A 24,928-nucleotide genomic window follows, 5' to 3' on the forward strand; every position below is an offset into this window, starting at 1 on the left:
TTATATTAAATTCATAAGCATAAAAAATTTAAATTTTATCGAATTTTACTTCCTCAAGAAGAAACTCTATAAATTTTTCCCCCATATCAGAAAGAACTGCCTTTTCATGCTTGATATAGACCAATTCAATTTCATCATCATATTCTAGAGGGATTGAAACGATATTATCTCCGTTCAAATTGGAGTTAAGAATCCCTGTTGCTATAGTGTAGCCATCAAGTCCAATTAATAAATTAAAAAGAGTTGCACGGTCAGAGACAACGATTGACTTTTTATGGTGTTCTTGAGATAAAATTTCTTCTGAGAAGTAGAAGGAGTTGTGAATCCCTTGTTCATAGCTGAGATAAGGGAAATCAACTAAGTCAGACAGTTTGATTGATTTCTTAGAGGCAAGGGGATTGGTTTTACTAACAAAAATATGAGGACTTGCTGTAAAAAGATACGTATGAGACAAGCGATAATCATCTAGTAATTTGAGAAGAACCTCACGGTTATAGCTATTCAAAAAAAGTACTCCTATCTCAGAACGGAAATTCTTCACGTCATCGATAATTTCCCAAGTCCGCGTTTCCCTTAAGAATAGCTCATAGTCTTCCATCTCTGTTTCTTTTAACAAGGAAACGAAAGCATTTACGACAAAAGCATAGTGCTGGGAAGAGACACTGAATAATTGTCGTTTGGCATTCGGATTTTTATAGCGGTCTTCCAATAATTCAGTTTGTTCAACAATCTGCCGTGCGTAAGAAAGAAATTCCATCCCGTCCTTTGTTAAGGTAATTCCTTTGGGGTTTCGATAGAATATTTTGATATTCATTTCTTTTTCAAGATCTCGCACAGCGTTTGAAAGACTTGGTTGTGTGATAAATAATTGTTTGGCAGCTTCATTCATACTGCCTGTTTCAGCGATTTTGATAATGTAAAATAATTGTTGAATTCTCATAAATCTATTTTAACATGAAAATTGACAAATGATATGAAAAAATGTATAATGCTGAGAATATAACCTTTAACTGAGTCCAGAGAGGCGAAGAAGGGAACGTGATAAAAAGGACAGATTCTGTCTTCTTTTCGTGTAACCTTGCTAGCCAGCAAGGTTTTTTCTCTGCACCGACTTTCTTGTATTCTGAGAATCATAGAATAGGGGAAAAATGATTTTTAAAGAACAAATGTTACTTGTTGAACAAGTACAACTTGCACCGCGAATTTTTTCAATGATTTTGCAAGGAAAGATGGTTTCCGAGATGAGGATTGGACAATTTATCCATATTCGGGTTCCAAATGATGCAATGCTCTTGCGCAGACCGATTTCCATTTCTGAAATTGATTATGGTAGGTCCCAATGTCGGATTATTTACCGTGTGGAGGGTCTTGGGACAGATGTTTTCTCAAACATGGTTGCAGGAGATTATTTGGATGTCATGGGGCCACTCGGAAATGGTTTTGAGATTGATTTTCTAAAAGACGGCGACCCGATACTTATTATTGGTGGTGGCATCGGTGTTCCTCCTCTGGTGGAGGTAGCAAAACAAGCTGCGAAGCGTGGTGCTAAGGTCACGTCAGTCATTGGCTTTGCCACTAAAGAAGCTTTGATTTTGGAGGAGGAGTTGGCGCAGTATGGCTCTGTTCATGTCACAACAGATGATGGTTCCTATGGAATTAAAGGGTCTGTGGCAACAGTAGTGGAGCAGCTGACAAATGACTTTTCTGCCATCTATTCCTGTGGAGCGCCTGGCATGATGAAGTATGTTGACCAACGGTTCCAAGATCATCCACACGCTTACCTCTCGCTTGAAGCCCGCATGGCTTGTGGGATGGGCGCCTGCTATGCCTGTGTTGTCAAACCCAAGGGAGGACAAGAGCACGAGAACAAGCGCGTCTGCAAAGAAGGTCCAGTGTTTGAGACTGGAAGTCTGGTTTTATAGGAGGACAACATGGAGAAACGTTTAGCGATTTCCTTACCAGGTTTAGAATTAAAAAATCCCATTATTCCTGCATCTGGTTGTTTTGGTTTTGGTCAAGAGTATGCAGATTATTATGACCTTAACCAGCTTGGATCCATTATGATTAAGGCGACCACTCGTCATCCTCGCTATGGCAATGCGACTCCCCGTGTTGCGGAAACTCCAGCAGGTATGCTCAATGCCATTGGTCTTCAAAATCCTGGTGTTGATGCCGTCTTGTCCGAAAAACTCCCCTGGTTGCAACAGCATTTTCCAGATTTGCCTATCATTGCCAATGTAGCTGGTTTTTCAAATGAAGAATATGCCTACGTTTCAGGAAAAATTTCAAAGGCTCCTAATGTGAAGGCGATTGAACTAAACATTTCTTGTCCCAATGTGGACCATGGCAACAATGGTCTTCTAATAGGACAGGTACCAGAATTAGCTTATGAAGCTGTAAAAGCAGCAGTTACAGCATCATCCGTGCCAGTCTATGTCAAACTCACACCCAGTGTAGCCGATATTACCCTCTTGGCTAAAGCGGCTGAGGATGCAGGTGCAAGTGGCTTAACGATGATTAATACCCTAGTTGGTATGCGATTTAATTTGAAAACTCGACAACCGATTCTGGCAAATGGTACGGGTGGTATGTCTGGGCCAGCTGTGTTTCCAGTTGCACTCAAGCTCATCCGTCAAGTCACTCAGATGACGAATCTTCCTATCATAGGAATGGGCGGTGTAGATTCGGCAGATAAAGCCCTTGAGATGATGATTGCAGGAGCTTCAGCCGTAGGGGTAGGAACAGCCAACTTTACAGACCCATTTGCTTGTCCAAAGATTATTCAAGACTTGCCAAAATGCATGGAAATTTATGGCGTTGAATGTTTGGAACAGTTACGGAAAGAGATTCGTACAAGCTTGAATCAAGATTGACAAGCTTCATATAAAAGAGTAATATTAAAGAAACTAACTCCTTTAACTATGTCCAGAGAGGCTGGGAAGGTGTCATGTAAATTGCTTGAAAATGTATTTTTCAGGCTGACTTCGTGTACAACCCTGTCTCAATTGGCAGGGTTTTTATGCATATTTGAAAGGATTTTATGAAAGAAACAAGACCTATTATTGCCCTTGACTTTGCAGGTAAAGAAGAAGTTCAGTCTTTTCTGGAACAGTTCCCACCAGATGAGAAACTCTATGTAAAGGTTGGAATGGAGTTGTATTATGCGGAGGGACCAGGTATTATCAATTATTTGAAAGGCTGCGGTCACAGTATTTTTCTAGATTTGAAACTGCATGATATTCCTAATACCGTCGAGTCTGCTATGAAAGTCTTGGCAAAACTCGGTGTGGATATGACCAACGTTCACGCTGCTGGTGGTGTTGAGATGATGCGGGCAGCACGAAGGGGATTGGGTAAGGATGCTGTTTTAATAGCGGTCACTCAGTTGACCTCTACCTCAGAGGAGCAGATGAGGACGGACCAGAATATACAGACTAGTTTGCAGGAAGCAGTTGTTCACTATGCTCAAAGAGCACAAGAAGCTAGTCTTGATGGGGTGGTTTGTTCAGCGCATGAGGTGGCTTTGATTAAAGATGCTACGAGTTCTGATTTTGTGTGCCTGACGCCAGGGATTCGTCCGACTGGCGGTGAAGTAGGCGATCAGAAACGAGTTATGACACCAGCAGATGCTGCTCGAATCGGTAGTGATTACATTGTGGTAGGTCGCCCGATTACAAAATCAGAACATCCTTACCAGACCTATTTGTCTATTAAAGAGGAGTGGAATCGTGGATAAGGTTAATCAGGTTATAATCGATAGACCTCTCGGGTATATTGATAAATTTGTCAACCAGTACCCCATCAATTACGGCTACGTTCCAAATCTATTGGCTGGAGATGGTGAAGAGCAAGATGTTTACATCATTTCCAAAGATGTTCGGCAGTCTTTGATAGCTTTCGAGGGGAAATTGGTCGCGATTATCCATCGCAGAGATGATGTTGAGGATAAATGGGTTCTGACAGGTCTTGATGAAAAACTTACCGTGACAGAAATAAAAGAGAAAACCAATTTCATTGAACAGTATTTTGATTCATGGATTGAAATGGTGGACTAGGAGAAATCTGTAAGAATTCAACAGGGGATAAATATAGTTTTTTGTAGGTTTCATAGATTGAACCAGTACTTTAGGAGTGACAGGCTATTCGGCGGGATGGTCATGTTGGAATGGTACGCATTTAGAAGGAGGTCTATTATGACACTAGCAACAGAAATCGCATCACACTTATTAGATATTAAGGCAGTTCATCTGCGCCCTGAAAAGCCGTTTACATGGGCATCAGGTATCAAATCCCCTATCTATACAGATAATCGTATTACACTATCTTATCCTGAAACTCGAAATTTGATTGAAGATGGCTTTGTCCAACGTATTGAAGAAGAATTTCCTGAGGTTGAGGTGATTGCCGGAACTGCCACAGCAGGTATTCCTCATGGTGCTATCATTGCAGATCGGATGAATTTGCCATTTGCTTATATCCGTAGCAAACCAAAAGACCATGGTGCAGGGAATCAATTAGAGGGTCGCATCGTCAAGGGACAAAAAATGGTTGTCGTTGAAGACCTGATTTCTACTGGAGGGTCTGTTCTAGATGCCGTAGCAGCAGCTGAGCGTGAAGGCGCTGACGTTATTGGTGTTGTGGCAATCTTTACCTATGAATTGCCAAAGGCAGATCGTAATTTTGATAATGCTGGCGTGAAATTGGTGACGCTTAGCAATTATTCAGAGTTAATCAAAGTCGCAAAAGTACAGGGATATATCAATGCAGATGGTTTGAATCTGCTTAAAAAGTTCCGTCAAAATCAAGAAACTTGGCAGGAAGACTAGATTTAAAACGAGCCCACGCACGATTTCTGGGAACTTATCCTGTAAAATGGTATAATAGTCTCTAACGTATTTTGAGAATACAATAATTGACCGTATGAGGAGAAGAACATGATTTCAGTTATCGTGCCTTGTTTTAATGAAGAAGAGGCAATTCCCTATTTTTACGATGCTATGGAAAAAGTTCGTAAGGAGATGGGGGAACAATTTGAGTATATTTTTGTCAATGATGGTTCAAAGGATGGGACATTAACGGTTTTACGCCAATTGTCTGGTCAAGACCGAGCTGTTCGCTATCTTTCCTTTTCAAGGAATTTCGGGAAAGAAGCTGCTCTCTATGCAGGTCTACAAGCTGCGCAAGGTGAGCTAGTGACTGTCATGGATGTTGATTTGCAAGATCCACCTGAGATGTTGATGGAAATGAAGGCTATGTTGGCTGCCAATCCAGATTTAGATTGCGTTGGAACCCGTCGTGTCAGTCGTGATGGTGAGCCACCGATTCGTAGCTTTTTTGCAAAATTATTCTACAAATTGATGAATAAAATCAGCCAGGTCGAGGTAGTAGACGGTGCCCGTGATTTCCGTCTCATGCGTCGTCACATGGTAGATGCCATTCTATCTGTGTCTGAATACAATCGCTTTTCGAAAGGAATTTTTGCTTGGGTAGGATTCGAAACAGAATACTTGCCCTATGAAAATGTTGAGAGGGTCGCTGGCGAAACTAGTTGGTCTTTCTGGAAATTGCTTTCTTATTCTATTGAAGGAATCATCAATTTTTCAGATACACCTTTGAATATTGCCTCCTATACAGGTTTCTTCACCTTCCTGTTGTCGCTAGTTCTAATGGTCTTTGTGGTTTTCAAAACCTTGGTGTTCGGAGATCCTACAATTGGCTGGCCGTCGACTATTTGTATCATCCTATTTTTGGGAGGTCTGCAGTTGATGACCATTGGTATTCTCGGTAAATATTTGGCAAAAGTTTTCTTGGAAACGAAGAAACGTCCGATTTATATTGTTAAAGAGAAAAGTTCAAACTAGGAGCAGTTTATGGAACATTCAGCTTGGCACGAATTGATAAAGGCACAGTTGCCAGAGCATTATTTTGGTAAAATTAATCAGTTTTTAGATCATGTTTATGCTGTTGGAACCGTTTATCCGCCTCGTGAGAAGGTATTTGCTGCCATTCAAACAACAACGGATTTGGAAGAGGTTAAAGTAGTTATTTTGGGACAGGATCCCTATCACGGACCTGGTCAGGCACAGGGCTTGTCATTTTCTGTTCCGAACTCGGTACCAGCTCCGCCATCTCTTCAAAACATCTTAAAAGAATTGACGGATGATATTGGCGTCAAACAAGATCATGATTTGACAGCATGGGCGGAACAAGGTGTGCTTTTGCTCAATGCTTGTTTAACTGTTCCAGCAGGTCAGGCAAATGGACATGCAGGGCAAATCTGGGAGCCTTTTACGGACGCTGTTATTAAGGTGGTCAATAGCTTAGACCAGCCTGTTGTCTATATTCTTTGGGGTGCTTATGCTCGCAAGAAAAAGGCGTTGATAACCAATCCAAAACATCTGGTTATCGAATCTGCTCATCCAAGCCCTCTTTCAGCCTATCGAGGTTTCTTCGGAAGCAAGCCCTTCTCACAAGCAAATGCCTACTTGACTTCACAAGGCAGAACAGGAATTGATTGGCTGCGATAGTAGATGGCAATGGCTTTGGTACTACAAAGGAGAATATGAATGTTATTAGTGAAAAATGGTCGTGTATTGGATCCGCAATCCGGTTTAGACAAGGTTTGCGACATCTTGATGGACGGAAGTAAGATTGTTAAGATTGCGGAGTCTATTTCAGAAGATGTTGAGCAAGAAGTGATTGATGCGACAGGATTAGTCGTTGCCCCTGGTTTGGTCGATGTTCATGTTCATTTTCGGGAGCCTGGTCAGACCCATAAAGAAGATATTCATACAGGAGCTCTTTCTGCAGCAGCGGGTGGTTTTACTTCTGTTGTCATGATGGCTAACACTAATCCGACGATTTCTACAGTAGACACTCTGAATGAAGTCCTAGAATCTGCTAAAAAAGAAGCCATCCATATTTATAGTGTGGCTACCATTACCAATCAATTTGATGGGCAAAATCTGACCGATTTTTCTGCCTTATTGGAAACTGGAGCGGTTGCTTTTTCGGACGACGGTATTCCTTTGACAAATGCTGGCGTGGTTAGAAAAGCTATGAAATTAGCCAAAGAGCAGGGCTGTCTCATCAGTCTGCATGAAGAAGACCCTGACCTGAATGGTGTCTTGGGACTCAACGAGCAAGTAGCTGAAAAACATTTTCATGTTTGTGGAGCAACAGGCGTAGCAGAATACAGCATGGTCGCTCGCGATGTCATGATTGCCTATGAAACGGGTGCGCGTGTTCATATCCAGCATTTATCCAAAGCCGAGTCGGTCAAGGTGGTTGAGTTTGTTCAAGGTCTCGGAGCAAATGTTACAGCAGAAGTAGCACCCCAACATTTTTCACGGACAGAAGAATTACTTCTAAAAAAAGGTGCCAATGCCAAGATGAATCCGCCGTTACGCTTGGAGAGCGATCGGTTGGCAGTGATTGAAGGATTGAAATCTGGTGTTATTTCTGTTATTGCAACGGATCATGCTCCTCATCACGCTGATGAAAAAAATGTAGAAGATCTCACAAAGGCCCCATCAGGAATGACAGGCTTGGAAACATCGCTTTCGCTTGGTCTGACTCACTTGGTAGAAGAAGGACACTTGACGCTCGTGCAATTGCTGGAAAAAATGACTATTAATCCTGCCAAACTCTACGGCCTTGATGCTGGCTATCTTGCGGAAAACGGTCCAGCAGACCTTGTTATTTTCAATCCAGATGCAAATCGAACAATCACAGCTGATTTTGCATCAAAATCCGCAAACTCCCCATTTATCGGTGATAGTTTGAAAGGCGATGTCTACTTTACAATTTCAGATGGAAGCATCGTTTATCATAAAAAATAAAAGCATATGGAACTGTAGCTAACTTGGTTGCAGTTTTTTTATCGTTAAAGCCACATTTAGATGCAACATTTAGGAAGTTAAGTCTTGCTGAGATGGAAATGATTGTGGAAGTGTTCAAAATATTATCAGGTATTCCAATGAAAATTTTAACGGTGACGTTTCAAATATCTGTATAACAATAAGGAATTCGTTCCAAAATTCATTTTTGAATACCTCAATGCCATTCTAATACAAATATTTTACGAACATTTTAACTATGATAACGAATTCAATGTTTTTGTTTTTAGAAAAAAAAGTGTATAATAATTATATAACTCACTTAAGAAAGGTCGATTTATGAAAAAGAAAGATTTATTGTTGCCTGTGTTGTCTACCCTGTTGTTGTCGCCGGTGATTTTGGCTCAACAAGTTCAAGCTGATGAAGTACAAACTGCAGATACCTCATCAACTATTGTCCAACAGACTGAAACTACAGGGACAAGTGCATCTAATCCAGAAGTGAACACTCCGGAGGCAATGTCTACTGTTTCAACAACGACAGAGGCTACAACAACTGAATTATCAGCTGCGGAAGCGGCTATCGAAGCTAGTACCCCGACTGCAACTACTGATTCAATCGAAGCAGTTATCATACACACAAACGACGTTCATGGTCGAATTCTTGAAGAAAAAGGCGTAATCGGTGATGCCAAGGCTGCTGCAGTCATTGAAGAAGAACGTAGTAAAGTTGAAAATACAATTGTAGTGGATGCTGGTGATGCCTTCCAAGGACTGCCAATTTCCAACTCTACAAAAGGTGAAGACAGAGCCAATATCATGAACCAAGTCGGCTATGATGCCATGGCTGTTGGTAACCATGAATTTGACTTTGGGATGGATCAAGCAATCAAATACAAAGAGACCTTGAACTTCCCACTATTGAGTGCAAACACTTACGTTAATGGGGCTCGTGTTTTTGAAGCTTCAACTATCGTTGATAAAACGCCAACTGTTGTCGGTGATGAATTTGTAGTTATCGGTGTCACTACACCAGAAACTGCTACAAAGACACACCCAAAAAATATTGAAGGTGTTACATTTGCAGATCCTATTACCGAAGTAAATAAGGTCATTGATGAAGTAGAAGCACGTGCACTTGCTGATAATCGTGTCTATAACAACTACATCATTCTTGCGCACTTAGGTGTTGATGCGACTACTCCAGTGGAGTGGAGAGGTTCAACACTTGCAGAAGCCTTATCACAAAATACCAAACTTGCAGGAAAACGTGTGATTGTTATTGATGGCCATTCCCATACTGTTCAATCTGCTACATATGGTGACAATGTAACCTATAACCAGACAGGTTCCTATTTGAATAATATTGGTAAAGTTACCTTAAAATCTGAACAATTATTGGGCGAAGCAAGTCTTATTTCTGCTGCGGATACGGCCTCTGTGACACCAGATTCTGCAATTACTGAGCTTGTGAATAAAATCAAAGCAAAATATGAAGCTGAAAATGCTCAAGTAGTGATTGAAAACAACACTGTTGAATTGAATGGTGAGCGTTCAAATGTTCGTGTACGTGAAACTAACTTAGGTAATGCTGTAACAGATGCTATCTACGCATATGGTCAAACAGGTTTCTCAAATAAAACTAGCCTTGCTGTGACAAACGGCGGTGGTCTTCGCGCAACTATTGCTAAAGATCAACCGGTTACAAAAGGTGATATTATTGCAGTTTTACCATTCGGTAATATCATTTCACAAATTACAGTGACTGGTCAGCAAATTTATGATATGTTTACCAAGTCTTTATCATCTACATTGCAAGTGAATCCAGAAACTGGCGAGATGCTTTTAGATGAAAATGGTATGCCACTCTTTGAAGCTAGTGGTGGATTCCTACACATTTCAGGAGCAAATGTATTCTACGATCCAACGCTTCCTGTAGAAGAACGTGTTCTTCTTATCGGTATTCTTAATCCAGAGACTGGCGAATATGACGCCTTGGATCTTGAAAAAACGTACTATTTAGCAACAAATGACTTCCTTGCTGCTGGTGGTGATGGCTACACAATGCTTGGCGGAGCACGTGAAGAAGGTCCGTCAATGGATAGTGTATTTGCAGATTACCTAAAAACTGCTGACCTATCAGCCTATGCAGATATCAACCCATATTCACGTATCATTCCTGTAAATTCAAGTATTGATACGGATGAAGATGGCTACCCAGACTTTATCGAAATTTTATTGGATACTGATCCAGAAAATCCAGCCTCAAATCCAGAAACTGTTCCAGCCGAAAATACGGATTCACCATCTAATCAAGTACAAAATACTTCAGCAACGGACAAGAAGGCCCCAGTTGATTCTCCGAAAGTAGGAGATAAAAAACCAGAAGTAGCAAGTCCAGTAAAAACTACAAAAGCAGGAGTCTTGCCAAATACTGGTGACCAGATGAATCTGACGCTCAGCCTGTTTGGTTTAGGTCTCGCGGGACTGGCAATGGCTCTACGTCGTAAAGAAGAAATGTAAGCAATTTTTTTGAAACAGGGTCTTCGGACTCTGTTTTTTAATGGAGGAACTATGCAAACTGTATTTCAATATCAAAGAGAAGGCAAACGTGAACCAATCTCATCCTATGTCTTGCTCAGTAATTCACCACGCCGTAAGGAGTTATTAAAGTTCTTGAAACCACACATTACCTCTGTTGAAGTGAATGAACGAGGAATTGAAGAATATTTTATGAACCAATTTGCTTCCGATGATTTTCTCACTCGGGCAGCTAAATCGTGTTGTGAGATTTCCAAGGCCAAGTCTGAGATCAAGTTGACCCCAGGTCATCTCTATATTTCGGCAGATACAATTGTAATCGCAGACGAACAGATTTTTAATAAACCAAAAGATTTGACCGAGGCTGAAGAGATGTTTCGATCCTATTTTGGCAAGAGTCATTATGTGGTGACCTCAGTTTGTCTACGAACGTCGGAATCACTGGATGTTTTCTATACGCTGGCACAGATTGATTTTGTTGACTATTATCCCGCACTAGAGGAGCTAATTCAGTCCTATATTTTTGAAAAGCAACCACTTGACAAGGCAGGTGCCTATGGTATTCAGGAGCTGGATCCACGATTTGTGGCGAGTATTTACGGGGATATTCATACCATTATCGGTCTTCCAGTAGCGGAAGTATCTCGCAGGATATTTGACGACAGGGAGTGGGAAAGAACTCGATTGGACTAAAAAGAGTTCGTCAACAAGTCTTTATTTCTAGTTGTTGAGCTGAAACAGTCTATCCCCGGACATCAATTTATGTGAGCTGACTACCGTCAGCTTATATCTCCCACTTTAAAAGGTCTCCCAGACCTTTTAAACTCCCACCCCCGCATAGCTCCAAAGGTTCGGGGAACCTTTGGAGGCTGGAGATATAGCGAACAAAGTTCGCATCAGTCGTTAAGTCAGAGTAGTGACTGTTGGAGGTTGGAAATGGAGCGAACTTTGTTCGCAACAGTCGTAATGGTCAGATTTGGAGTGTGAAACACGAACAAATCTGCCAATCAACCACTGCGCTGAGATGTTGACACGAACTCTAAGAAGTGGCGCTGGGCTTTTTTTACACAGCCTCAGAGCTGGCAGTCTGGTTTGTGATATAATGGAGGACGAAAAGGAGAGTTTATGAGTGTAGACATTGAAAAATACAAGCAATTGGCCCTGCAGAAGCAAGGAGAACACAGAAAATTTCTAGCAAATCTCAAGAAAAGAGCGCCTAAGAATTTAGACAGAATCGTACAAGACATTCACGCAGAAGTCTTTTCTGAAATTGATTGTACAGAATGTGCAAACTGTTGCAAAACATTGGGGCCACTTTTTACCGAAGCTGATATTACTCGCATTGCCAAGCATCTTCGAATGAAACTACCTGTTTTTGAAGAGATGTATTTGCGAGTAGACGAAGATGGAGATAAGGTATTTCAGGCCATGCCGTGTCCCTTCCTAGGTGGAGATAATCTGTGTAGCATATATGATGCGAGACCAAAAGCCTGCCGAGAATTTCCTCATACCGATCGCAAAAAAATCTATCAAATCAACAATTTAACCATAAAAAACACCTTGATTTGCCCCGCAGCTTATCTCTTTGTTGAAAAACTGAGTGAAAGAATCAATTAATTTTTTCCATTCATATTTGAATTTACTTCGTAGGATTTTTTAGAAAACTTCCAGACTAATTTTCAAACTTTTGTTGCAAACGCTTGCGTATTGCGTTATAATATCTTATATATCTCATAGATAGGAGAACTTCGTGAAACAATATAAGAATTACATCTTTGATTTTTATGGTACTCTTGTAGATATTGTAACGGATGAAAACAAGTTGGAATTATGGGAAAAGCTGGCTGCTATCTATAATTCCTTTGGATGTTCTTATGGTGCTAGACAGCTGAGAAGTGCATTCCAAGAAACTGCGAATGAAGCAGAGCTTGATTTGATCCGGATCAGTCCTTACCAAGATGTCGAAATTGACTTAGAGAAAGTATTTGTTCAATTACTGACTGATACCAAATATGGACGGGAAACCCAAAATAAACCTGCTGATTTAAAGACTTTCGGACAAATGGTAGCTACCGTATTCCGGGTCCTTTCTCGCGAAAAATTAGAAGCTTATCAGCATACCTTAGCTACCCTAGAGGAACTACAAAATAGGGGTGCACGAATGTTTATCTTATCCAATGCTCAGCGAATATTTACCCAAGCTGAGATTGAACTAACAGGGTGCGCAACCTTTATGGAGAAAATTTATATTTCCTCAGATTATCGCATTAAGAAACCTGAACCCGAATTTCTGCTAGGTTTAATGGGTGAAAATCAGTTAGATCCAGCTGAAACAGTCTTTGTCGGTAATGACTTGACTTCAGACATTGCTATTGCTCAAGCTGTTGGAATTGATGGTGTCTTACTGAATACTTTCCCTTATAGCCCTGATGAGATCTTTGCTTACCAAGAAAAAGGTTGGGACTTTACGATTATCGATGATATTATCGAACTGATTCGTTAACTAATCAAAGAACTACATTCATACATGAAAGTAGTTCTTTTTTCTATCATTGCTTCTATGTCGAAGAGAGGTATAACAGACCTTCAGTTGAGAAAATTCCATTTTGTTTTCGTAAATTTTATTATGTAAATATATAATTTATTATTACCGGAAGGTTCGTTTTTGCCATTTCTATTCATTATCTGATATACTGGAGTAGTATTATAAATTAGAAAGGTTCTGTTTTGGGGTATTCCCAAACAGTAGTCAGATATTCTGGCTAGAGGTATTAGTTTCATGTCTCAAACCCACATTAATGTTATCGGAGCTGGCTTGGCTGGCTCAGAAGCTGCTTATCAGATTGCCAAACGTGGCATCCCTGTCAAACTCTACGAGATGCGTGGTGTCAAGCCGACTCCTCAGCACAAGACAGACAAGTTTGCGGAATTGGTTTGTTCCAATTCATTCCGTGGCGATAGTTTGACCAACGCTGTCGGTCTTCTCAAGGAAGAAATGCGTCGTTTGGATTCCATTATCATGCGAGCTGGCGAGGCCCACCGTGTGCCTGCTGGGGGTGCCATGGCCATGGATCGTGAGAATTTCTCTCAAGCAGTCACTGATGAGATTTACAACCACCCACTGATTGAGGTGATTCGTGAGGAGATTACAGAGATTCCAGAAGATGCTATTACAGTTATCGCGACGGGACCTTTGACATCTGACGCCTTGGCGGAGAAGATTCACGCGCTTAATGGTGGTGATGGTTTTTACTTCTACGATGCGGCAGCACCGATTGTCGACAGCTCGACCATTAACATGGACTTAGTTTATCTTAAGTCCCGTTATGACAAGGGAGAAGCTGCCTATCTCAATGCTCCAATGAACAAGGAGCAGTTCACCGCTTTCTATGAGGCCTTGATTTCAGCCGAAGAGGCGCCGCTCAATTCCTTTGAAAAAGAAAAATACTTTGAGGGCTGTATGCCTATTGAAGTCATGGCCAAACGTGGCATCAAAACCATGCTCTATGGTCCAATGAAGCCAGTTGGTCTGGAATACCCAGAAGACTACAAGGGACCTCGTGACGGCGAATACAAGACACCGTACGCAGTTGTCCAACTCCGTCAGGACAACGCAGCAGGTAGCCTTTACAACATTGTTGGCTTCCAAACTCATCTCAAGTGGGGTGAGCAGAAGCGTGTCTTCCAGATGATTCCAGGACTTGAAAATGCTGAATTTGTCCGCTACGGCGTTATGCACCGCAATTCCTACATGGATTCGCCAAACTTATTGGAACAGACCTTTGCGACCAAGAAAAATGCAAATCTATTCTTTGCAGGTCAAATGACAGGAGTTGAAGGCTATGTCGAGTCTGCCGCCTCTGGCTTAGTGGCCGGAATCAACGCTGTTCGCCGCTTCCGCGGCGAAGACCCAGTCATCTTCCCACAGACAACAGCCATCGGAGCTCTGCCATTCTACATCACCCACACCGAAAGCAAGCACTTCCAGCCTATGAATGTCAACTTTGGTATCATCAAGGAGCTGGATGGGCCGCGTATCCGCGATAAGAAGGAGCGTTATGAAGCAATAGCAGAGCGTTCCCTCAAGGACTTGGAAGAGTTTTTGGCTTACTAAGATAATCAGATAACTCCAGACACCTTCGGGTGTCTTTTGCTATGATTGACATTTTTCCTATTTCAGACTATAATGTTTACATAGTAAACATATAGAGGTGATATAAATGCCAACTTTATCAAAACCAATTGCTGTCCGATTTGATGAAGACTTGGTCCAGTTGATTGAAGAAGTTTCTTCTGGACAACATATGACCAAGACGGACTTTATTCGGGAAGCTGTTTTAGAGAAATTGGAGGATATGTACGATCTCGCTAAGGCGGAACAGACCTATCAAGAATGGTCTGAGAGCGGTAAGAAAACCTTTAGCCACGAAGAAATGATGAAACGTTATGGCTAAGTATCGCGTGGACTATGCTCCGAGTTTCTTTGAAGATATGGATAAGCTCGATAAGGGAACCAGTCGGCAGATAGCCAGGTGGATTGATAAACATCTGGTAGATGTGGATTTTCCACGTTCTCCTGGAAAGTATTTGACAGGAAACTTAGCTGGCTATGTCCGCTTTCGTGTTGGAAACTATCGTATCATTGCTGTCGTTGACGAAGGAGAATTGGTTTTGCTCAATCTCCATGTAGGACATCGCTCCGATATTTATAAGAAGTTGAAATGAGAGAAATTCATGCCAGACACCTTCGGGTGTCTTTTGTGTTATACTGGAGACAGAATATGAGAAAGAGGAGTACTATGAACCAAGATACTTGGAAGGGGATAATCTTAAAGAAACAGGGGCTACTTACAGCGCAATCTGTTCAAGAAATTTGCCAGAACCTGAACGGCTTGCAGGCACAATTTCAGCCCTATGTACATATCGGTTTTCGTAATCGAATGACCAATGAAGCATTTCAAAATCAGGACTGGCAAGCCTCACTGACACGCCAATGGTCACTTCGACGGACAGTTCATGCCTACCTCAAATCGGAAATTCCTCTCTATATTCATGAAGGGAGAATGGCAAGCGTTGATTATCTTGAAACAGTAAGTTGGGATGGTGCTCTACCACAGGTTAAGAAAAAATTTCATCAAGTTATTTTGGAAGCCTTAGAAACTGGCCCTATGACTCGTGAAGAGTTGAAAATTCTTTGCCGAGCTGAGAACATTGGAGTAGAAGAAGAGAAACAAGTTTTCAATGCATGGGGTGGTCTCCTTCGTTATATGGTTGAACGAGGAGAAATTTACCAAGAGTATGGGGTAAAAAGGTTTCATCGGTTACGTGACTTTCAACCACTACCAAAGAAAGAAGCTGAGCTGGAAATAGCACGTCGGTATTTTTCAGGCTTTGGTCCTGTCAGTTTGGCAGATGCTCGTTATTATTTTAAAGAAAATAAGTCAACCATTCTAGAGTGGATGGCTCAATTAGATTTAAAAACAATTCAAGTAGATGGAGAGGAACGGTTTTACCTTGGGACGCTTGATGAGGCAGATTTACCTCAGTGTCTTTTCGTTGCTGGGTTTGATCAATTACTTTTGGGGTATGAAAAGAAAAACAACCCATTTTTCGATCCAAGATACATCCGAAATATCTATACTCTGACAGGTATTGTCAAACCTGTAGTTTTTTATAAAGGACGATTTGTGGCAACTTGGAAACGTGATAAAGGCACTATTTTACTAGACATCTTTGAAGACATCAGCCAACAAGAGAAGAAAGAATTGGAAGATTACCGCCAAATGTACGAGGAAGTCCTGAAGCAATAGCTGGTTTATGTTCGGTAAATACGAAAGTTGTAAATAAATAACTAAATTTTCTGAATATTTCATAAAAACTATGATATAATACTTAAAATACCTATGAAAGAGATTACTATGAACAAGTCATACTTTTATTTGGACATGAAAACACATGAATTAGAAGTTCCCTTCACAGGGAGAAACCGCCGTGTCCGCGTATTGTTGCCTAAGGGATATGCTGAAGATACGGAAAGGACCTATCCTGTTGTCTATTTCCATGATGGACAAAATGTTCTCTATAGTAAAGAAGCATTTTCAGGACATTCGTGGAAAGTTATTCCAACGATTAAGCGCAATCCAGATATTAGTAAAATGATTGTGGTGGCGATTGATAATGATGGAATGGAACGGATGCATGAGTATGCAGCTTGGAAGTACAGTGAAACAAGCATACCAGGTGTTCAATTTGGCGGGAAAGGGACCTTGTACGCCGAATTTGTCATGGATGTGGTAAAACCCTTTATTGATAAAGAGTACCGGACCAAATCCGACAAGGCACATACGGCTATGATTGGTTCGTCATTGGGTGGCAACATCACACAGTTTATGGGATTAGCCTATCAAGATCAAATTGGCTGTTTAGGCGTCTTTTCATCTGCTAACTGGCTTCATCAAGATGCATTTGATCGTTTTATTGAGCGTCAAAAACTAGACCCAAATCAACGAATTTACATATATGTGGGTACTGAGGAGGCTGATGATACTGACAAAACATTGATGGCAGGCAATATCAAGCAAGCTTATATCAATTCATCATTAACCTATTATCGACAGTTGATTTCTGGTGGAGTTCATTTGGACAATTTAGAGTTAGAAGTAATTTCAGGTGCTGTACACAATGAGGAGGCTTGGGCCTTATACTTACCAGATTGTCTACGTTTTTTAAGTGAACATTGGTCATAAATCAAAAAATATCAAAGGAGGACGTCATTATGCATGTCGAATTTTTAAGTCATTGGTCAGGAAATCTTGGTCGTGAAATGAACTTGAATCGTTATGGTCACGCAGGTATTCCGGTGCTCGTCTTTGCTTCATCAGGTGGTTCCTATAATGAATATGCTGATTTTGGGATGATTGAGGCTTGCCGCGGGTCTATCGAAGCAGGTCATGTACAATTTTTCACCCTTACCAGCTTTGATAATGAAAGTTGGTTGGCCGATTGGAAATCCATTCATGATAAGGCAGAGGCTCACCGTGCCTATGAACGCTATGTGATTGAAGAAGCGATTCCATTTATTAAACATAAAACTGGCTGGTTTGATGGTATGATGGCAACAGGTTGCTCAATGGGAGCTTATCATGCACTGAATTTCTTCTTACAACATCCAGATGTTTTTACAAAAGTCATTGCACTTTCTGGGATTTACGATGCACGATATTTCAATCATCATCAAGATTATGGAAATGATGAAGTTGTTTATCAAAACTCTCCAGCAGACTATATTTGGAATCAACATGATGGCTGGTTTATTGATAAATACCGCCAAGCGGATATTATTGTATGTACCGGTCTAGGCGATTGGGAACAAGATGGTCTGGATTCATTCTACAACCTAAAACGTGCGTTTGAAGAAAAAAATATTCCTGCTTGGTTTGATACATGGGGTACAGACGTAGCCCATGACTGGGTATGGTGGAGAAAACAGATGCCATTTTTCCTTCATTCGATTGGATTATAAGCTAGAAAGGATTTTTTATGAATTATCTCGTCATTTCCCCTTTTTATCCTGAAAATTTCCAGCCATTTACTATTGAATTGGCAAAAAAAGAAGGCGTTACAGTTCTTGGTATTGGACAAGAGCCTTATGATCAGCTCCCTGAAGAACTGAGAAATGCCCTTACAGAGTATTTTCGAGTTGAAAACCTTGAAAATCTTGATGAAGTCAAGCGTGCAGCGGCTTTCTTAATTTATAAGCATGGTCCAATGGATCGGGTAGAATCTCATAATGAACATTGGTTAGAGACAGATGCTGCTCTTCGTGAACAATTCAATATCTTTGGGGCTAAGCCAAGCAATCTTAAAAAGACAAAGTTTAAGTCTGAAATGAAGAAATACTTCACAAAAGCAGGTGTTCCTGTAGTTCCAGGTATGGTTGTAAAAACTGAAAAAGATATTGAAAAAGCTGTGAAAAAGATTGGTTTTCCACTGATTGCTAAACCTGACAATGGGGTGGGAGCATCAGGAACCTTTAAGCTGACAAAGAAAGCTGATTTGGAAGACTTTAAAACAGCCTGGGATGGTCGTACAGCTTATTTCTTTGAGAAATTTGTCAATTCAAGTATCATTACAACTTATGATGGTTTGATTGACAACAAGGGAAATGTTGTATTTGAAACAGGATTAACTTATGTACATACCCCTTTTGAATTGGTACAAAGTAAAAAAGATAATGCCTATTACATTGAAAAAGAGCTTGACCCAAAATTGGTAGCCTACGGACGTGCCATTATCAAAGCATTTGGCATGAAAGAGCGTTTCTTCCATATTGAATTTTTCAAGGATGGTAAAGATTATATTGCTATCGAATACAATAACCGTATGGCTGGTGGCTTTACAGTAGAATCTTATAACTATGCCCATTCAATTGATCTTTTCCGTGATTATGCCAATGTTGTTTCTGGAGGTTCAATTGAGGAACGACGTTTTGAGCCACAATACTGTCTAGTAGCAACCCGTCGTGATGCAACAGAATATGTCCACTCTGCAGATGCTATTCGTGATCGTTATTCGGATAAGCTAAAAACAGTAAAACGCATGCCTGACGCCTTCGCAGAATTACAGGGAAATGATGCCTATCTACTTGTAACCAAAAGCAAGGATGAATTAGATGAAATGATTGCCTTTATTGGCGAAACAAAATAAAACAAACTCAATGACGCCAGAAATGGTGTCTTTTTCCTTTTCTTACAACCTTGTAAGTTTATATATCAGAACTGTAAGGGAACGAGGCAAAACAATTTTCTATAATAGACTCATAAGAAATAGAAAGAAGGAAATCATATGTCATTCAAATTTCTACAAGCAAAGAGAATGGAAGAAAAGGTATTCTCAGAAAAAGAGAAAACTAAACTCATGGAACAAGCCATATTCTTAGAAGAGCTCGCCCATGATTTGCAAAGTATGCGATTTATGGCATACTAGAAGGAGGAAATTATGAAAAAGAAAGTATTTGGCTTGCTGGCTTTGGGCAGTATAATGCTAACTGCTTGCTCTCCCTCTTCAGCAAGCCTTAGCTTTGATGAGGGCTATCAAACTTTCCATTACAAGGGAAAAGACTATGCCGTTAGCAAACAGGAAGTTGCCGAAGATAGTATTCAAGGAACAGAAGTTCAGTTTATGGAATGGCCTGTTGTCAAAGAAGAAGGGGCAGTGAAAAAGACAGTATCCTTGAATACTATTTATGTAACAACTAACAAGGAATGGGCCATCGGTGTCCAGGATGGTTATTATAAAGTGGACTTAGAAGACAATATTGCTGAGTCAGATCGTATCAATTATCAAGAAGTGCTTGATCAAGCAGATGAATAAAAAAAGAAAAGTAGGAGTAACTATGTTATTAGAAATCAATCATTTAGAAAAAGTTTACCGCACGCGGTTTTCAAAAGAGGAAACTCGTGCTTTGCAAGATGTGGATTTTAAGGTAGAAGAGGGCGAGTTTATCGCTATCATGGGGGAAAGTGGTTCTGGTAAGACGACTTTGCTCAACATTCTAGCAACCCTGGACAAGCCGACGAGGGGCTCTGTTATATTAAACAATCAAGACATCACCAAAATCAAGGAAAGCAAGCTGGCGGATTTCCGCTTGCGTAATCTAGGCTTTGTCTTCCAAGATTTCAACCTCTTAGATACCCTGTCTATCCAAGACAATATCTTTTTACCCCTGGTTTTGGCTCGCGCTAGTCATCAAGAAATGGAGAAAGGTTTGAAAGCTCTGGCGCCAAAACTGCGTATTCAAGATTTGCTGAAAAAACGTCCCTTTGAACTTTCTGGTGGACAAAAGCAGCGCGTGGCCATTGCTCGTAGTTTGATTACCCAGCCACAGATTGTCCTAGCGGACGAACCGACGGCTGCCCTAGATTACCGCAATTCGGAAGACTTGCTGAATTTGTTTGAAGACATTAACCTAGACGGACAAACCATTCTCATGGTAACTCACTCAGCCAACGCTGCTAGCCATGCCAAGCGCGTACTTTTTATCAAGGATGGTCGGATTTTCCACCAATTGTACAAGGCAGGTAAGAGCAATCAAGATTTTGCCAAGGAGATTTCGCTCAATATGTCTGCACTTTTAGGGGGTGAGTAGATGTTTTACCTCAAACTTGCTGGGCAAAATATCCGAAAATCCATGGGTGTTTTTGCTCCATTCGTTTTAGCCAGTCTTGTGCTATTTACTCTGATTTGTTCCATGTTCTTACTCATGCTAAGTCCAGTTATGGAGACCATGGGCTCTGGTGCCGTTTCTATCGGTCTTGGTGTTGTTGTTCTGACCATTTTCTCGGTCATTATGGAGATTTATAGTTTTAATTTCCTGATGAAACAACGGGCGAGGGAATTTGGTCTCTATAACATGCTGGGGATGAACAAGAAAAAAGTAGCCTTGATAGCCAGCCTAGAATTGATGATGATATTCTTACTGGTTGTGGTTCTTGGTTCTGTCTTAGCTGGTGTGTTCGCAAATGTTCTCTACTTGATTTTTGTCAATCTAACAAATTATAGTGATTTGCATTTTGGAATAGCTCCTCTGGCATTTGCCATGACCGCCTTTCTCTTTGCAGGTATCTTCTTTATCTTGGAATTACTGGCTATTCGGACTATTGGCAAGACCAGTCCGCTGATTTTATTCCGAGCTAGTGAAAAAGGGGAGAAGGAGCCGCGTGGGAATTTCCTCTTGGCAGCACTCGGTGTACTTAGCCTAGGGGTTGGTTACTACCTATCACTTTCATCTAAAGCAGAAGGTCTGGCTGTTATTTATCGTTTCTTCATCGCTGTACTCTTTGTCATTGCGGGGACCTATCTGTTCTACATTAGCTTTATGACTTGGTATTTGAAGGCTCGGCGGAAAAACAAGCGTTATTTCTATACGCCAGAGCATTTCATTACGACATCGCAGATGATTTTCCGGATGAAACAGCACGCAACGGGTTTGGCCAATATTACGCTACTTGCCGTCATGGCCTTTGTGACCATTGCGACCACAACCTCCCTTTATACAGGTATGAGCAGCATGATTGGTGGACTCTATCCCAAGGAAACATCTATTACCTATAAAGTTTCGAATAGAAGTCAGGGTGAAATGGCCTTCCAGCAATCGGTGCTCAGCCATTTTCCAGAAAAAGCTAATGACAATCTATCCTACCTGACCTATCAAGCTGGGTTGGTCTATGATGGTGGTGAAGAAATTATCATTAGCCCAGAAACCATTTCCAATCCAGATTTTAGCAAAATGGCCTTTACCTACTTTATCACGCAAGATGATTTAAGGAAATTGGGCAATGACCTGCCAGAGCTTGCTGCCAATCAAGTGGTCTTTATGCGTCCGAGTGAAAAACCATTGCTGAAAAAGCTTGTTTTGGGCGATCATACCTTTGAGAATGTAGCCAATCTTGACCAGGCTATTTTCCCAGACATCACCAATACGCTAAATGCCGCCGTTATGGTAGTCAGTGATGACACTGTATTGAATACTGTTCGTGAGTATTATGAGTCCAATAATCCGCAAGGCTATCAGGTTAGCCTGGACTACCGTGTCTTTACCGATTTGACGGATGAAGAGGTACTCTCTCTTGGAGAGCAATCTGGTGAAATATATGAAATTCTCGATGAAAATGGAGAATATCTTGGAAATGTTATGCAACGTACGGATTTCAACAATTCACTGATGGGCTTTACAGGCGGTTTCCTCTTTACAGGCTTCTTGTTGGGAATTAGTTTCCTACTGGGTGCAGCCTTGATTATCTACTACAAGCAGTACTCAGAAGGGCATGAGGACAAGAAATCTTACAAGATTTTACAAGAAGTGGGCATGAGTGCAGCAGCTGTCAAAAAGACAATTAACTCACAAACACTTACTGTCTTCTTTATGCCTTTGGTCATGGCAACTGTGCATTTTGTGGTATCCTTGGTCATGCTGAAGCAAATGCTACTGACCTTTGGGGTTACCTCATCTCTTATGATTTATACGGTCAGCGGAATTACTTTGCTTGCAGTTGCTCTGATTTACTTCGTCATTTACAAGTGGACTAGTCGCACCTATTACCGCATTATTGAACGGTAGCAGGGAGTGGGAAAGAACTCGACCAGTCTAAAAAGAGTTCGTCTTCCCACCCCCGCACAGTTGATTAGGTCAGATTTGGAGTGTGAAACACGAACAAATCTGCCAATCAACCACTGCGCTGAGATGTTGACACGAACTCTGAGAAGCGAGGCTGGACTTTCTGCCCAGCCTCTTGCTTTTTCAGGGAAATGGTGTTACAATGGTAATACCAAAGGAATACTAAAAGAGGTAAGAAAAATGGCGGCTATCACATTGAAAGTTTCTGAGCAGGACAAACTCTTTATGCAAGCTATGGCAAAGTTTGAAGGTGTGAGTTTATCAGAACTAATTCGGACTAAAACCCTTGAAGCCCTTGAAGATGAGTACGATGCGCGTGTGGCAGACAAAGCTTGGGCAGAATACCAAGAAGACTTGGCGAATGGAATTGAGCCGATAACATTAGAACAAATGGCTGAGGAGTTGGGCATTGAGTTATAAGGTTATTTTGTCCGCTAAGGCTCAAAAGCAAATTCGAAAGTTGGATAAAACGGCTGCAAGTTTGATTTTACGGTATCTTTATAAGCATATTGACGGGTGTGACAACCCCAGACAATACGGAAAAGCCTTGACTGCCAATCGTTCTGGCCAATGGCGCTACCGTATCGGCAATTACAGGGTCATCGTCAGCATTGAAGATGATAAATTGATTGTAACTGCCCTTGAAGTCGGGCATCGAAAAGAAGTATATAAATAAAAAGCCAAGACCTGTGTCCTGGCTTTTGCAGAATGAAGAAGATGAAAAAAGAGAAGATTTATATTGTTGAAGACGATGAGATGATTGTCCAGCTCTTGAAGCAGCATCTGGGAAAATCATATCAGGTGGAAAGTGTGCAGAATTTCCGAGCTGTCAGTCAGGAGGTTGCAGAACTCAAACCAGACTTAGTGCTGATGGATATTAGCCTGCCTTATTACAACGGCTTTTACTGGACGACAGAAATCCGTAAAACCATGACCATGCCCATTATCTTTATCTCCTCTAGCGATGATGAGATGAATGCGGTCATGGCCATGAACATGGGTGGTGATGATTTTGTGTCCAAGCCATTTTCACTAGGGATTTTGGATGCCAAAATCGGTGCCTTTCTGCGTCGGGTTAATCAATTCAGCAAATCAACCGATTTGTCTATCGACCAATTCCAGCTTAGTTTGGATGGGCGATTTTCAAATGAATCGGAACAGGTTCAATTGTCTCTAACAGAAACCAAGATTTTGTCTGCCTTACTAGAAAGACAGGGGCAGATTGTCAGCAAGGAAGAACTCTTGGAAAAACTCTGGGAAAATGAAGAATTTATCGACCAGAATACGCTCAATGTAAACATGACCAGACTGCGTAAGAAGGTGAGTGAGGTCGGTTTTGAACGTATTCATACGGTTCGTGGCGTGGGGTACTTGGTCAAATGATAGCAAGATTTATCCGAGAATATAGGAGTTTTTATTTCTCATACATTGTTTTGTCTGGCAGTTTTATCTTGCTCTTCTTTCTCTATCAACTGCCCAGCGAATTTCTGCAAAACGCTCTGCTATTGTCCCTAACCCTCATCATCCTACTGACAGTGGGGCTTTTTTGGAAGTTTCGCAATCGCATGAGAGCCTTGGAGGACTATGTCCATGAAGAAGCACTACCCCTGCTTAATAAGCCTGTGGACCTTGCCTATCTCAACTTGATTGAAGCGGAGAAGGAGGCGACGCGGGAGCAGCTTTTGGTCTATAAGTCACGAGAAGAAGACCTGCAAGCTATGGTTAAAATGTGGTCTCACCAAATGAAAGTGCCTCTGGCTGCCCTGTCTTTGATGAGCCAGACTGACAATCTCAACCAGCAGGATGTCGATCACCAGCTCTTACGCTTGGATAATTACATGGCAAATCTCCTCAACTACCTCAAACTGACCAACCATGCCAGCGATTTTCGCTTTGAGCAGGTGGAAGTGAGAGAAGTAGTGGTCGATTTGGTCAAGAAATACCGCAATCAGTTCTTGCAAAAAGACATTTCAGTGACCATCGATGGAAATTGGTTACTGAAAACCGACAGAAAGTGGCTCAGTTTTGCCCTGTCACAGATCATCGACAACGCCCTCAAGTACAATAAGGCTGGTGGCAAGGTGACAATTGAGCTGAATGAGGGAATTTCCATTTCCGATACGGGAATTGGGATTCTAGCCGAAGACATTCCACGCCTATTTGATGAGGGATTTACAGGTTTTAATGGTCGTGAACACCAAAAAGCGACAGGATTTGGCTTGTATCTGACCAAGCGGGTCTTGAATCAGTTGGAACTAGCTATTTCCGTGGAAAGTCAATTGGAAGCTGGGACAACTGTAAGCATCACTAAAGTACAGTAAAAGCTGTGCTTTTTTTACTTTGAAACCGCTTCAAAAATATGATATACTAAATT

General features: G+C 41.3%; 28 protein-coding genes. 27 read left to right on the forward strand and 1 reads right to left on the reverse strand.

The window, feature by feature from the left end; all coding sequences use genetic code 11:
- Positions 1-28 precede the first annotated feature (28 nt).
- Positions 29-940 (reverse strand): LysR family transcriptional regulator, encoded by a 912-nt coding sequence (locus tag K6V48_RS04020; protein WP_171988501.1) that lies wholly within the window; start codon positions 938-940, stop codon positions 29-31.
- A 208-nt stretch (positions 941-1,148) separates the two neighbouring features.
- Here K6V48_RS04020 and K6V48_RS04025 point away from each other — a divergent pair, with 208 nt between their 5' ends.
- From K6V48_RS04025 to K6V48_RS04155, 27 genes are all read left to right on the forward strand, one after another.
- Complete coding sequence (locus tag K6V48_RS04025) at positions 1,149-1,922, forward strand: dihydroorotate dehydrogenase electron transfer subunit (protein WP_172040362.1); 774 nt, start codon at positions 1,149-1,151, stop codon at positions 1,920-1,922.
- Positions 1,923-1,931: 9 nt separating this feature from the next.
- Complete coding sequence (locus K6V48_RS04030) at positions 1,932-2,873, forward strand: dihydroorotate dehydrogenase (protein ID WP_222368093.1); 942 nt, start codon at positions 1,932-1,934, stop codon at positions 2,871-2,873.
- Positions 2,874-3,040: 167 nt separating this feature from the next.
- A complete protein-coding gene (pyrF, locus tag K6V48_RS04035; protein ID WP_172018203.1) occupies positions 3,041-3,736 on the forward strand; it encodes an orotidine-5'-phosphate decarboxylase in 696 nt (231 codons plus the stop codon).
- The gene (locus K6V48_RS04040; RefSeq protein ID WP_172018200.1) at positions 3,729-4,055 is read left to right on the forward strand and encodes an inorganic diphosphatase; all 327 of its coding nucleotides are present in this window, start codon (positions 3,729-3,731) and stop codon (positions 4,053-4,055) included. Before pyrF ends, K6V48_RS04040 begins: the two co-directional genes overlap by 8 nt.
- Before the next feature lie 138 nt (positions 4,056-4,193).
- Positions 4,194-4,826 carry an orotate phosphoribosyltransferase gene (pyrE, locus tag K6V48_RS04045; RefSeq protein WP_014637891.1) on the forward strand — a complete coding sequence of 211 codons (633 nt, stop codon included), beginning with the start codon at positions 4,194-4,196 and terminating at the stop codon, positions 4,824-4,826.
- Positions 4,827-4,934: 108 nt separating this feature from the next.
- A complete protein-coding gene (locus K6V48_RS04050) occupies positions 4,935-5,861 on the forward strand; it encodes a glycosyltransferase family 2 protein (RefSeq protein ID WP_172018197.1) in 927 nt (308 codons plus the stop codon).
- A 9-nt stretch (positions 5,862-5,870) separates the two neighbouring features.
- Complete coding sequence (locus K6V48_RS04055) at positions 5,871-6,527, forward strand: uracil-DNA glycosylase (protein ID WP_222368095.1); 657 nt, start codon at positions 5,871-5,873, stop codon at positions 6,525-6,527.
- A gap of 39 nt (positions 6,528-6,566) precedes the next feature.
- Positions 6,567-7,841 (forward strand): dihydroorotase, encoded by a 1,275-nt coding sequence (locus K6V48_RS04060; RefSeq protein ID WP_172018191.1) that lies wholly within the window; start codon positions 6,567-6,569, stop codon positions 7,839-7,841.
- 336 nt (positions 7,842-8,177) lie between these two features.
- The gene (gene nt5e, locus K6V48_RS04065; RefSeq protein ID WP_222368097.1) at positions 8,178-10,361 is read left to right on the forward strand and encodes a cell surface ecto-5'-nucleotidase Nt5e; all 2,184 of its coding nucleotides are present in this window, start codon (positions 8,178-8,180) and stop codon (positions 10,359-10,361) included.
- A gap of 51 nt (positions 10,362-10,412) precedes the next feature.
- Entirely contained in the window at positions 10,413-11,072 is a 660-nt protein-coding gene (locus K6V48_RS04070) for a Maf family protein (protein WP_024404666.1), read from the forward strand.
- A 432-nt stretch (positions 11,073-11,504) separates the two neighbouring features.
- Entirely contained in the window at positions 11,505-11,996 is a 492-nt protein-coding gene (locus K6V48_RS04075) for a YkgJ family cysteine cluster protein (protein WP_024404667.1), read from the forward strand.
- A gap of 133 nt (positions 11,997-12,129) precedes the next feature.
- Positions 12,130-12,882 carry an HAD family hydrolase gene (locus K6V48_RS04080; protein ID WP_222368099.1) on the forward strand — a complete coding sequence of 251 codons (753 nt, stop codon included), beginning with the start codon at positions 12,130-12,132 and terminating at the stop codon, positions 12,880-12,882.
- A gap of 276 nt (positions 12,883-13,158) precedes the next feature.
- The gene (trmFO, locus tag K6V48_RS04085) at positions 13,159-14,493 is read left to right on the forward strand and encodes a methylenetetrahydrofolate--tRNA-(uracil(54)-C(5))-methyltransferase (FADH(2)-oxidizing) TrmFO (RefSeq protein ID WP_222368101.1); all 1,335 of its coding nucleotides are present in this window, start codon (positions 13,159-13,161) and stop codon (positions 14,491-14,493) included.
- A gap of 106 nt (positions 14,494-14,599) precedes the next feature.
- Entirely contained in the window at positions 14,600-14,833 is a 234-nt protein-coding gene (relB, locus tag K6V48_RS04090) for a type II toxin-antitoxin system RelB family antitoxin (protein WP_024404670.1), read from the forward strand.
- Positions 14,826-15,104 carry a type II toxin-antitoxin system RelE family toxin gene (locus K6V48_RS04095; protein ID WP_024392155.1) on the forward strand — a complete coding sequence of 93 codons (279 nt, stop codon included), beginning with the start codon at positions 14,826-14,828 and terminating at the stop codon, positions 15,102-15,104. The genes relB (K6V48_RS04090) and K6V48_RS04095 overlap by 8 nt, the downstream gene beginning before the upstream one ends.
- A 74-nt stretch (positions 15,105-15,178) precedes the next feature.
- Entirely contained in the window at positions 15,179-16,189 is a 1,011-nt protein-coding gene (locus K6V48_RS04100) for a DNA glycosylase AlkZ-like family protein (RefSeq protein ID WP_172018067.1), read from the forward strand.
- A gap of 108 nt (positions 16,190-16,297) precedes the next feature.
- Positions 16,298-17,125 (forward strand): alpha/beta hydrolase, encoded by an 828-nt coding sequence (locus K6V48_RS04105; protein WP_024392153.1) that lies wholly within the window; start codon positions 16,298-16,300, stop codon positions 17,123-17,125.
- Between the two features lie 29 nt (positions 17,126-17,154).
- Positions 17,155-17,901 (forward strand): esterase family protein, encoded by a 747-nt coding sequence (locus K6V48_RS04110; protein WP_024392152.1) that lies wholly within the window; start codon positions 17,155-17,157, stop codon positions 17,899-17,901.
- A 17-nt stretch (positions 17,902-17,918) separates the two neighbouring features.
- Positions 17,919-19,085, forward strand: a complete 1,167-nt coding sequence (locus tag K6V48_RS04115) for an ATP-grasp domain-containing protein (protein ID WP_024404674.1) — start codon at positions 17,919-17,921, stop codon at positions 19,083-19,085.
- 138 nt (positions 19,086-19,223) lie between these two features.
- Positions 19,224-19,364 (forward strand): hypothetical protein, encoded by a 141-nt coding sequence (locus tag K6V48_RS04120; RefSeq protein WP_222368103.1) that lies wholly within the window; start codon positions 19,224-19,226, stop codon positions 19,362-19,364.
- 12 nt (positions 19,365-19,376) lie between these two features.
- Positions 19,377-19,751, forward strand: coding sequence for a NisI/SpaI family lantibiotic immunity lipoprotein (locus tag K6V48_RS04125; RefSeq protein ID WP_222368104.1), 375 nt, complete (start codon positions 19,377-19,379; stop codon positions 19,749-19,751).
- 22 nt (positions 19,752-19,773) lie between these two features.
- Entirely contained in the window at positions 19,774-20,526 is a 753-nt protein-coding gene (locus K6V48_RS04130; RefSeq protein ID WP_172062489.1) for an ABC transporter ATP-binding protein, read from the forward strand.
- Entirely contained in the window at positions 20,527-22,497 is a 1,971-nt protein-coding gene (locus K6V48_RS04135) for an FtsX-like permease family protein (protein WP_222368106.1), read from the forward strand. It begins immediately after the preceding gene.
- 237 nt (positions 22,498-22,734) lie between these two features.
- Entirely contained in the window at positions 22,735-22,974 is a 240-nt protein-coding gene (gene relB / locus K6V48_RS04140) for a type II toxin-antitoxin system RelB family antitoxin (protein ID WP_105095051.1), read from the forward strand.
- Complete coding sequence (locus K6V48_RS04145; RefSeq protein WP_024418294.1) at positions 22,964-23,230, forward strand: type II toxin-antitoxin system RelE family toxin; 267 nt, start codon at positions 22,964-22,966, stop codon at positions 23,228-23,230. Before relB (K6V48_RS04140) ends, K6V48_RS04145 begins: the two co-directional genes overlap by 11 nt.
- 41 nt (positions 23,231-23,271) lie before the next feature.
- A complete protein-coding gene (locus K6V48_RS04150) occupies positions 23,272-23,937 on the forward strand; it encodes a DNA-binding response regulator (protein ID WP_105137858.1) in 666 nt (221 codons plus the stop codon).
- Positions 23,934-24,875: a sensor histidine kinase gene (locus K6V48_RS04155; protein WP_222368108.1), complete on the forward strand. Its 942-nt coding sequence runs from the start codon at positions 23,934-23,936 to the stop codon at positions 24,873-24,875. The genes K6V48_RS04150 and K6V48_RS04155 overlap by 4 nt, the downstream gene beginning before the upstream one ends.
- Positions 24,876-24,928 lie beyond the last annotated feature (53 nt).

The sequence above is a fragment of the Streptococcus suis genome, from assembly GCF_019794555.1.
Taxonomy (GTDB): Bacteria; Bacillota; Bacilli; order Lactobacillales; family Streptococcaceae; genus Streptococcus; species Streptococcus suis_AB.

Bases quoted from the DNA above. Each gene is read 5' to 3' on its own strand.
- K6V48_RS04125 (WP_222368104.1), top strand. From the start codon at position 19,377: ATGAAAAAGAAAGTATTTGGCTTGCTGGCTTTGGGCAGTATAATGCTA.
- trmFO (WP_222368101.1), top strand. From the start codon at position 13,159: ATGTCTCAAACCCACATTAATGTTATCGGAGCTGGCTTGGCTGGCTCA.
- pyrF (WP_172018203.1), top strand. From the start codon at position 3,041: ATGAAAGAAACAAGACCTATTATTGCCCTTGACTTTGCAGGTAAAGAA.
- K6V48_RS04115 (WP_024404674.1), top strand. From the start codon at position 17,919: ATGAATTATCTCGTCATTTCCCCTTTTTATCCTGAAAATTTCCAGCCA.
- nt5e (WP_222368097.1), top strand. From the start codon at position 8,178: ATGAAAAAGAAAGATTTATTGTTGCCTGTGTTGTCTACCCTGTTGTTG.
- K6V48_RS04130 (WP_172062489.1), top strand. From the start codon at position 19,774: ATGTTATTAGAAATCAATCATTTAGAAAAAGTTTACCGCACGCGGTTT.
- K6V48_RS04110 (WP_024392152.1), top strand. From the start codon at position 17,155: ATGCATGTCGAATTTTTAAGTCATTGGTCAGGAAATCTTGGTCGTGAA.
- K6V48_RS04120 (WP_222368103.1), top strand. From the start codon at position 19,224: ATGTCATTCAAATTTCTACAAGCAAAGAGAATGGAAGAAAAGGTATTC.
- relB (WP_024404670.1), top strand. From the start codon at position 14,600: ATGCCAACTTTATCAAAACCAATTGCTGTCCGATTTGATGAAGACTTG.
- K6V48_RS04030 (WP_222368093.1), top strand. From the start codon at position 1,932: ATGGAGAAACGTTTAGCGATTTCCTTACCAGGTTTAGAATTAAAAAAT.
- K6V48_RS04060 (WP_172018191.1), top strand. From the start codon at position 6,567: ATGTTATTAGTGAAAAATGGTCGTGTATTGGATCCGCAATCCGGTTTA.
- K6V48_RS04095 (WP_024392155.1), top strand. From the start codon at position 14,826: ATGGCTAAGTATCGCGTGGACTATGCTCCGAGTTTCTTTGAAGATATG.
- K6V48_RS04070 (WP_024404666.1), top strand. From the start codon at position 10,413: ATGCAAACTGTATTTCAATATCAAAGAGAAGGCAAACGTGAACCAATC.
- K6V48_RS04050 (WP_172018197.1), top strand. From the start codon at position 4,935: ATGATTTCAGTTATCGTGCCTTGTTTTAATGAAGAAGAGGCAATTCCC.
- K6V48_RS04075 (WP_024404667.1), top strand. From the start codon at position 11,505: ATGAGTGTAGACATTGAAAAATACAAGCAATTGGCCCTGCAGAAGCAA.
- K6V48_RS04105 (WP_024392153.1), top strand. From the start codon at position 16,298: ATGAACAAGTCATACTTTTATTTGGACATGAAAACACATGAATTAGAA.
- K6V48_RS04055 (WP_222368095.1), top strand. From the start codon at position 5,871: ATGGAACATTCAGCTTGGCACGAATTGATAAAGGCACAGTTGCCAGAG.
- relB (WP_105095051.1), top strand. From the start codon at position 22,735: ATGGCGGCTATCACATTGAAAGTTTCTGAGCAGGACAAACTCTTTATG.
- K6V48_RS04150 (WP_105137858.1), top strand. From the start codon at position 23,272: ATGAAAAAAGAGAAGATTTATATTGTTGAAGACGATGAGATGATTGTC.
- K6V48_RS04025 (WP_172040362.1), top strand. From the start codon at position 1,149: ATGATTTTTAAAGAACAAATGTTACTTGTTGAACAAGTACAACTTGCA.
- pyrE (WP_014637891.1), top strand. From the start codon at position 4,194: ATGACACTAGCAACAGAAATCGCATCACACTTATTAGATATTAAGGCA.
- K6V48_RS04135 (WP_222368106.1), top strand. From the start codon at position 20,527: ATGTTTTACCTCAAACTTGCTGGGCAAAATATCCGAAAATCCATGGGT.
- K6V48_RS04020 (WP_171988501.1), bottom strand. From the start codon at position 940: ATGAGAATTCAACAATTATTTTACATTATCAAAATCGCTGAAACAGGC.
- K6V48_RS04155 (WP_222368108.1), top strand. From the start codon at position 23,934: ATGATAGCAAGATTTATCCGAGAATATAGGAGTTTTTATTTCTCATAC.
- K6V48_RS04100 (WP_172018067.1), top strand. From the start codon at position 15,179: ATGAACCAAGATACTTGGAAGGGGATAATCTTAAAGAAACAGGGGCTA.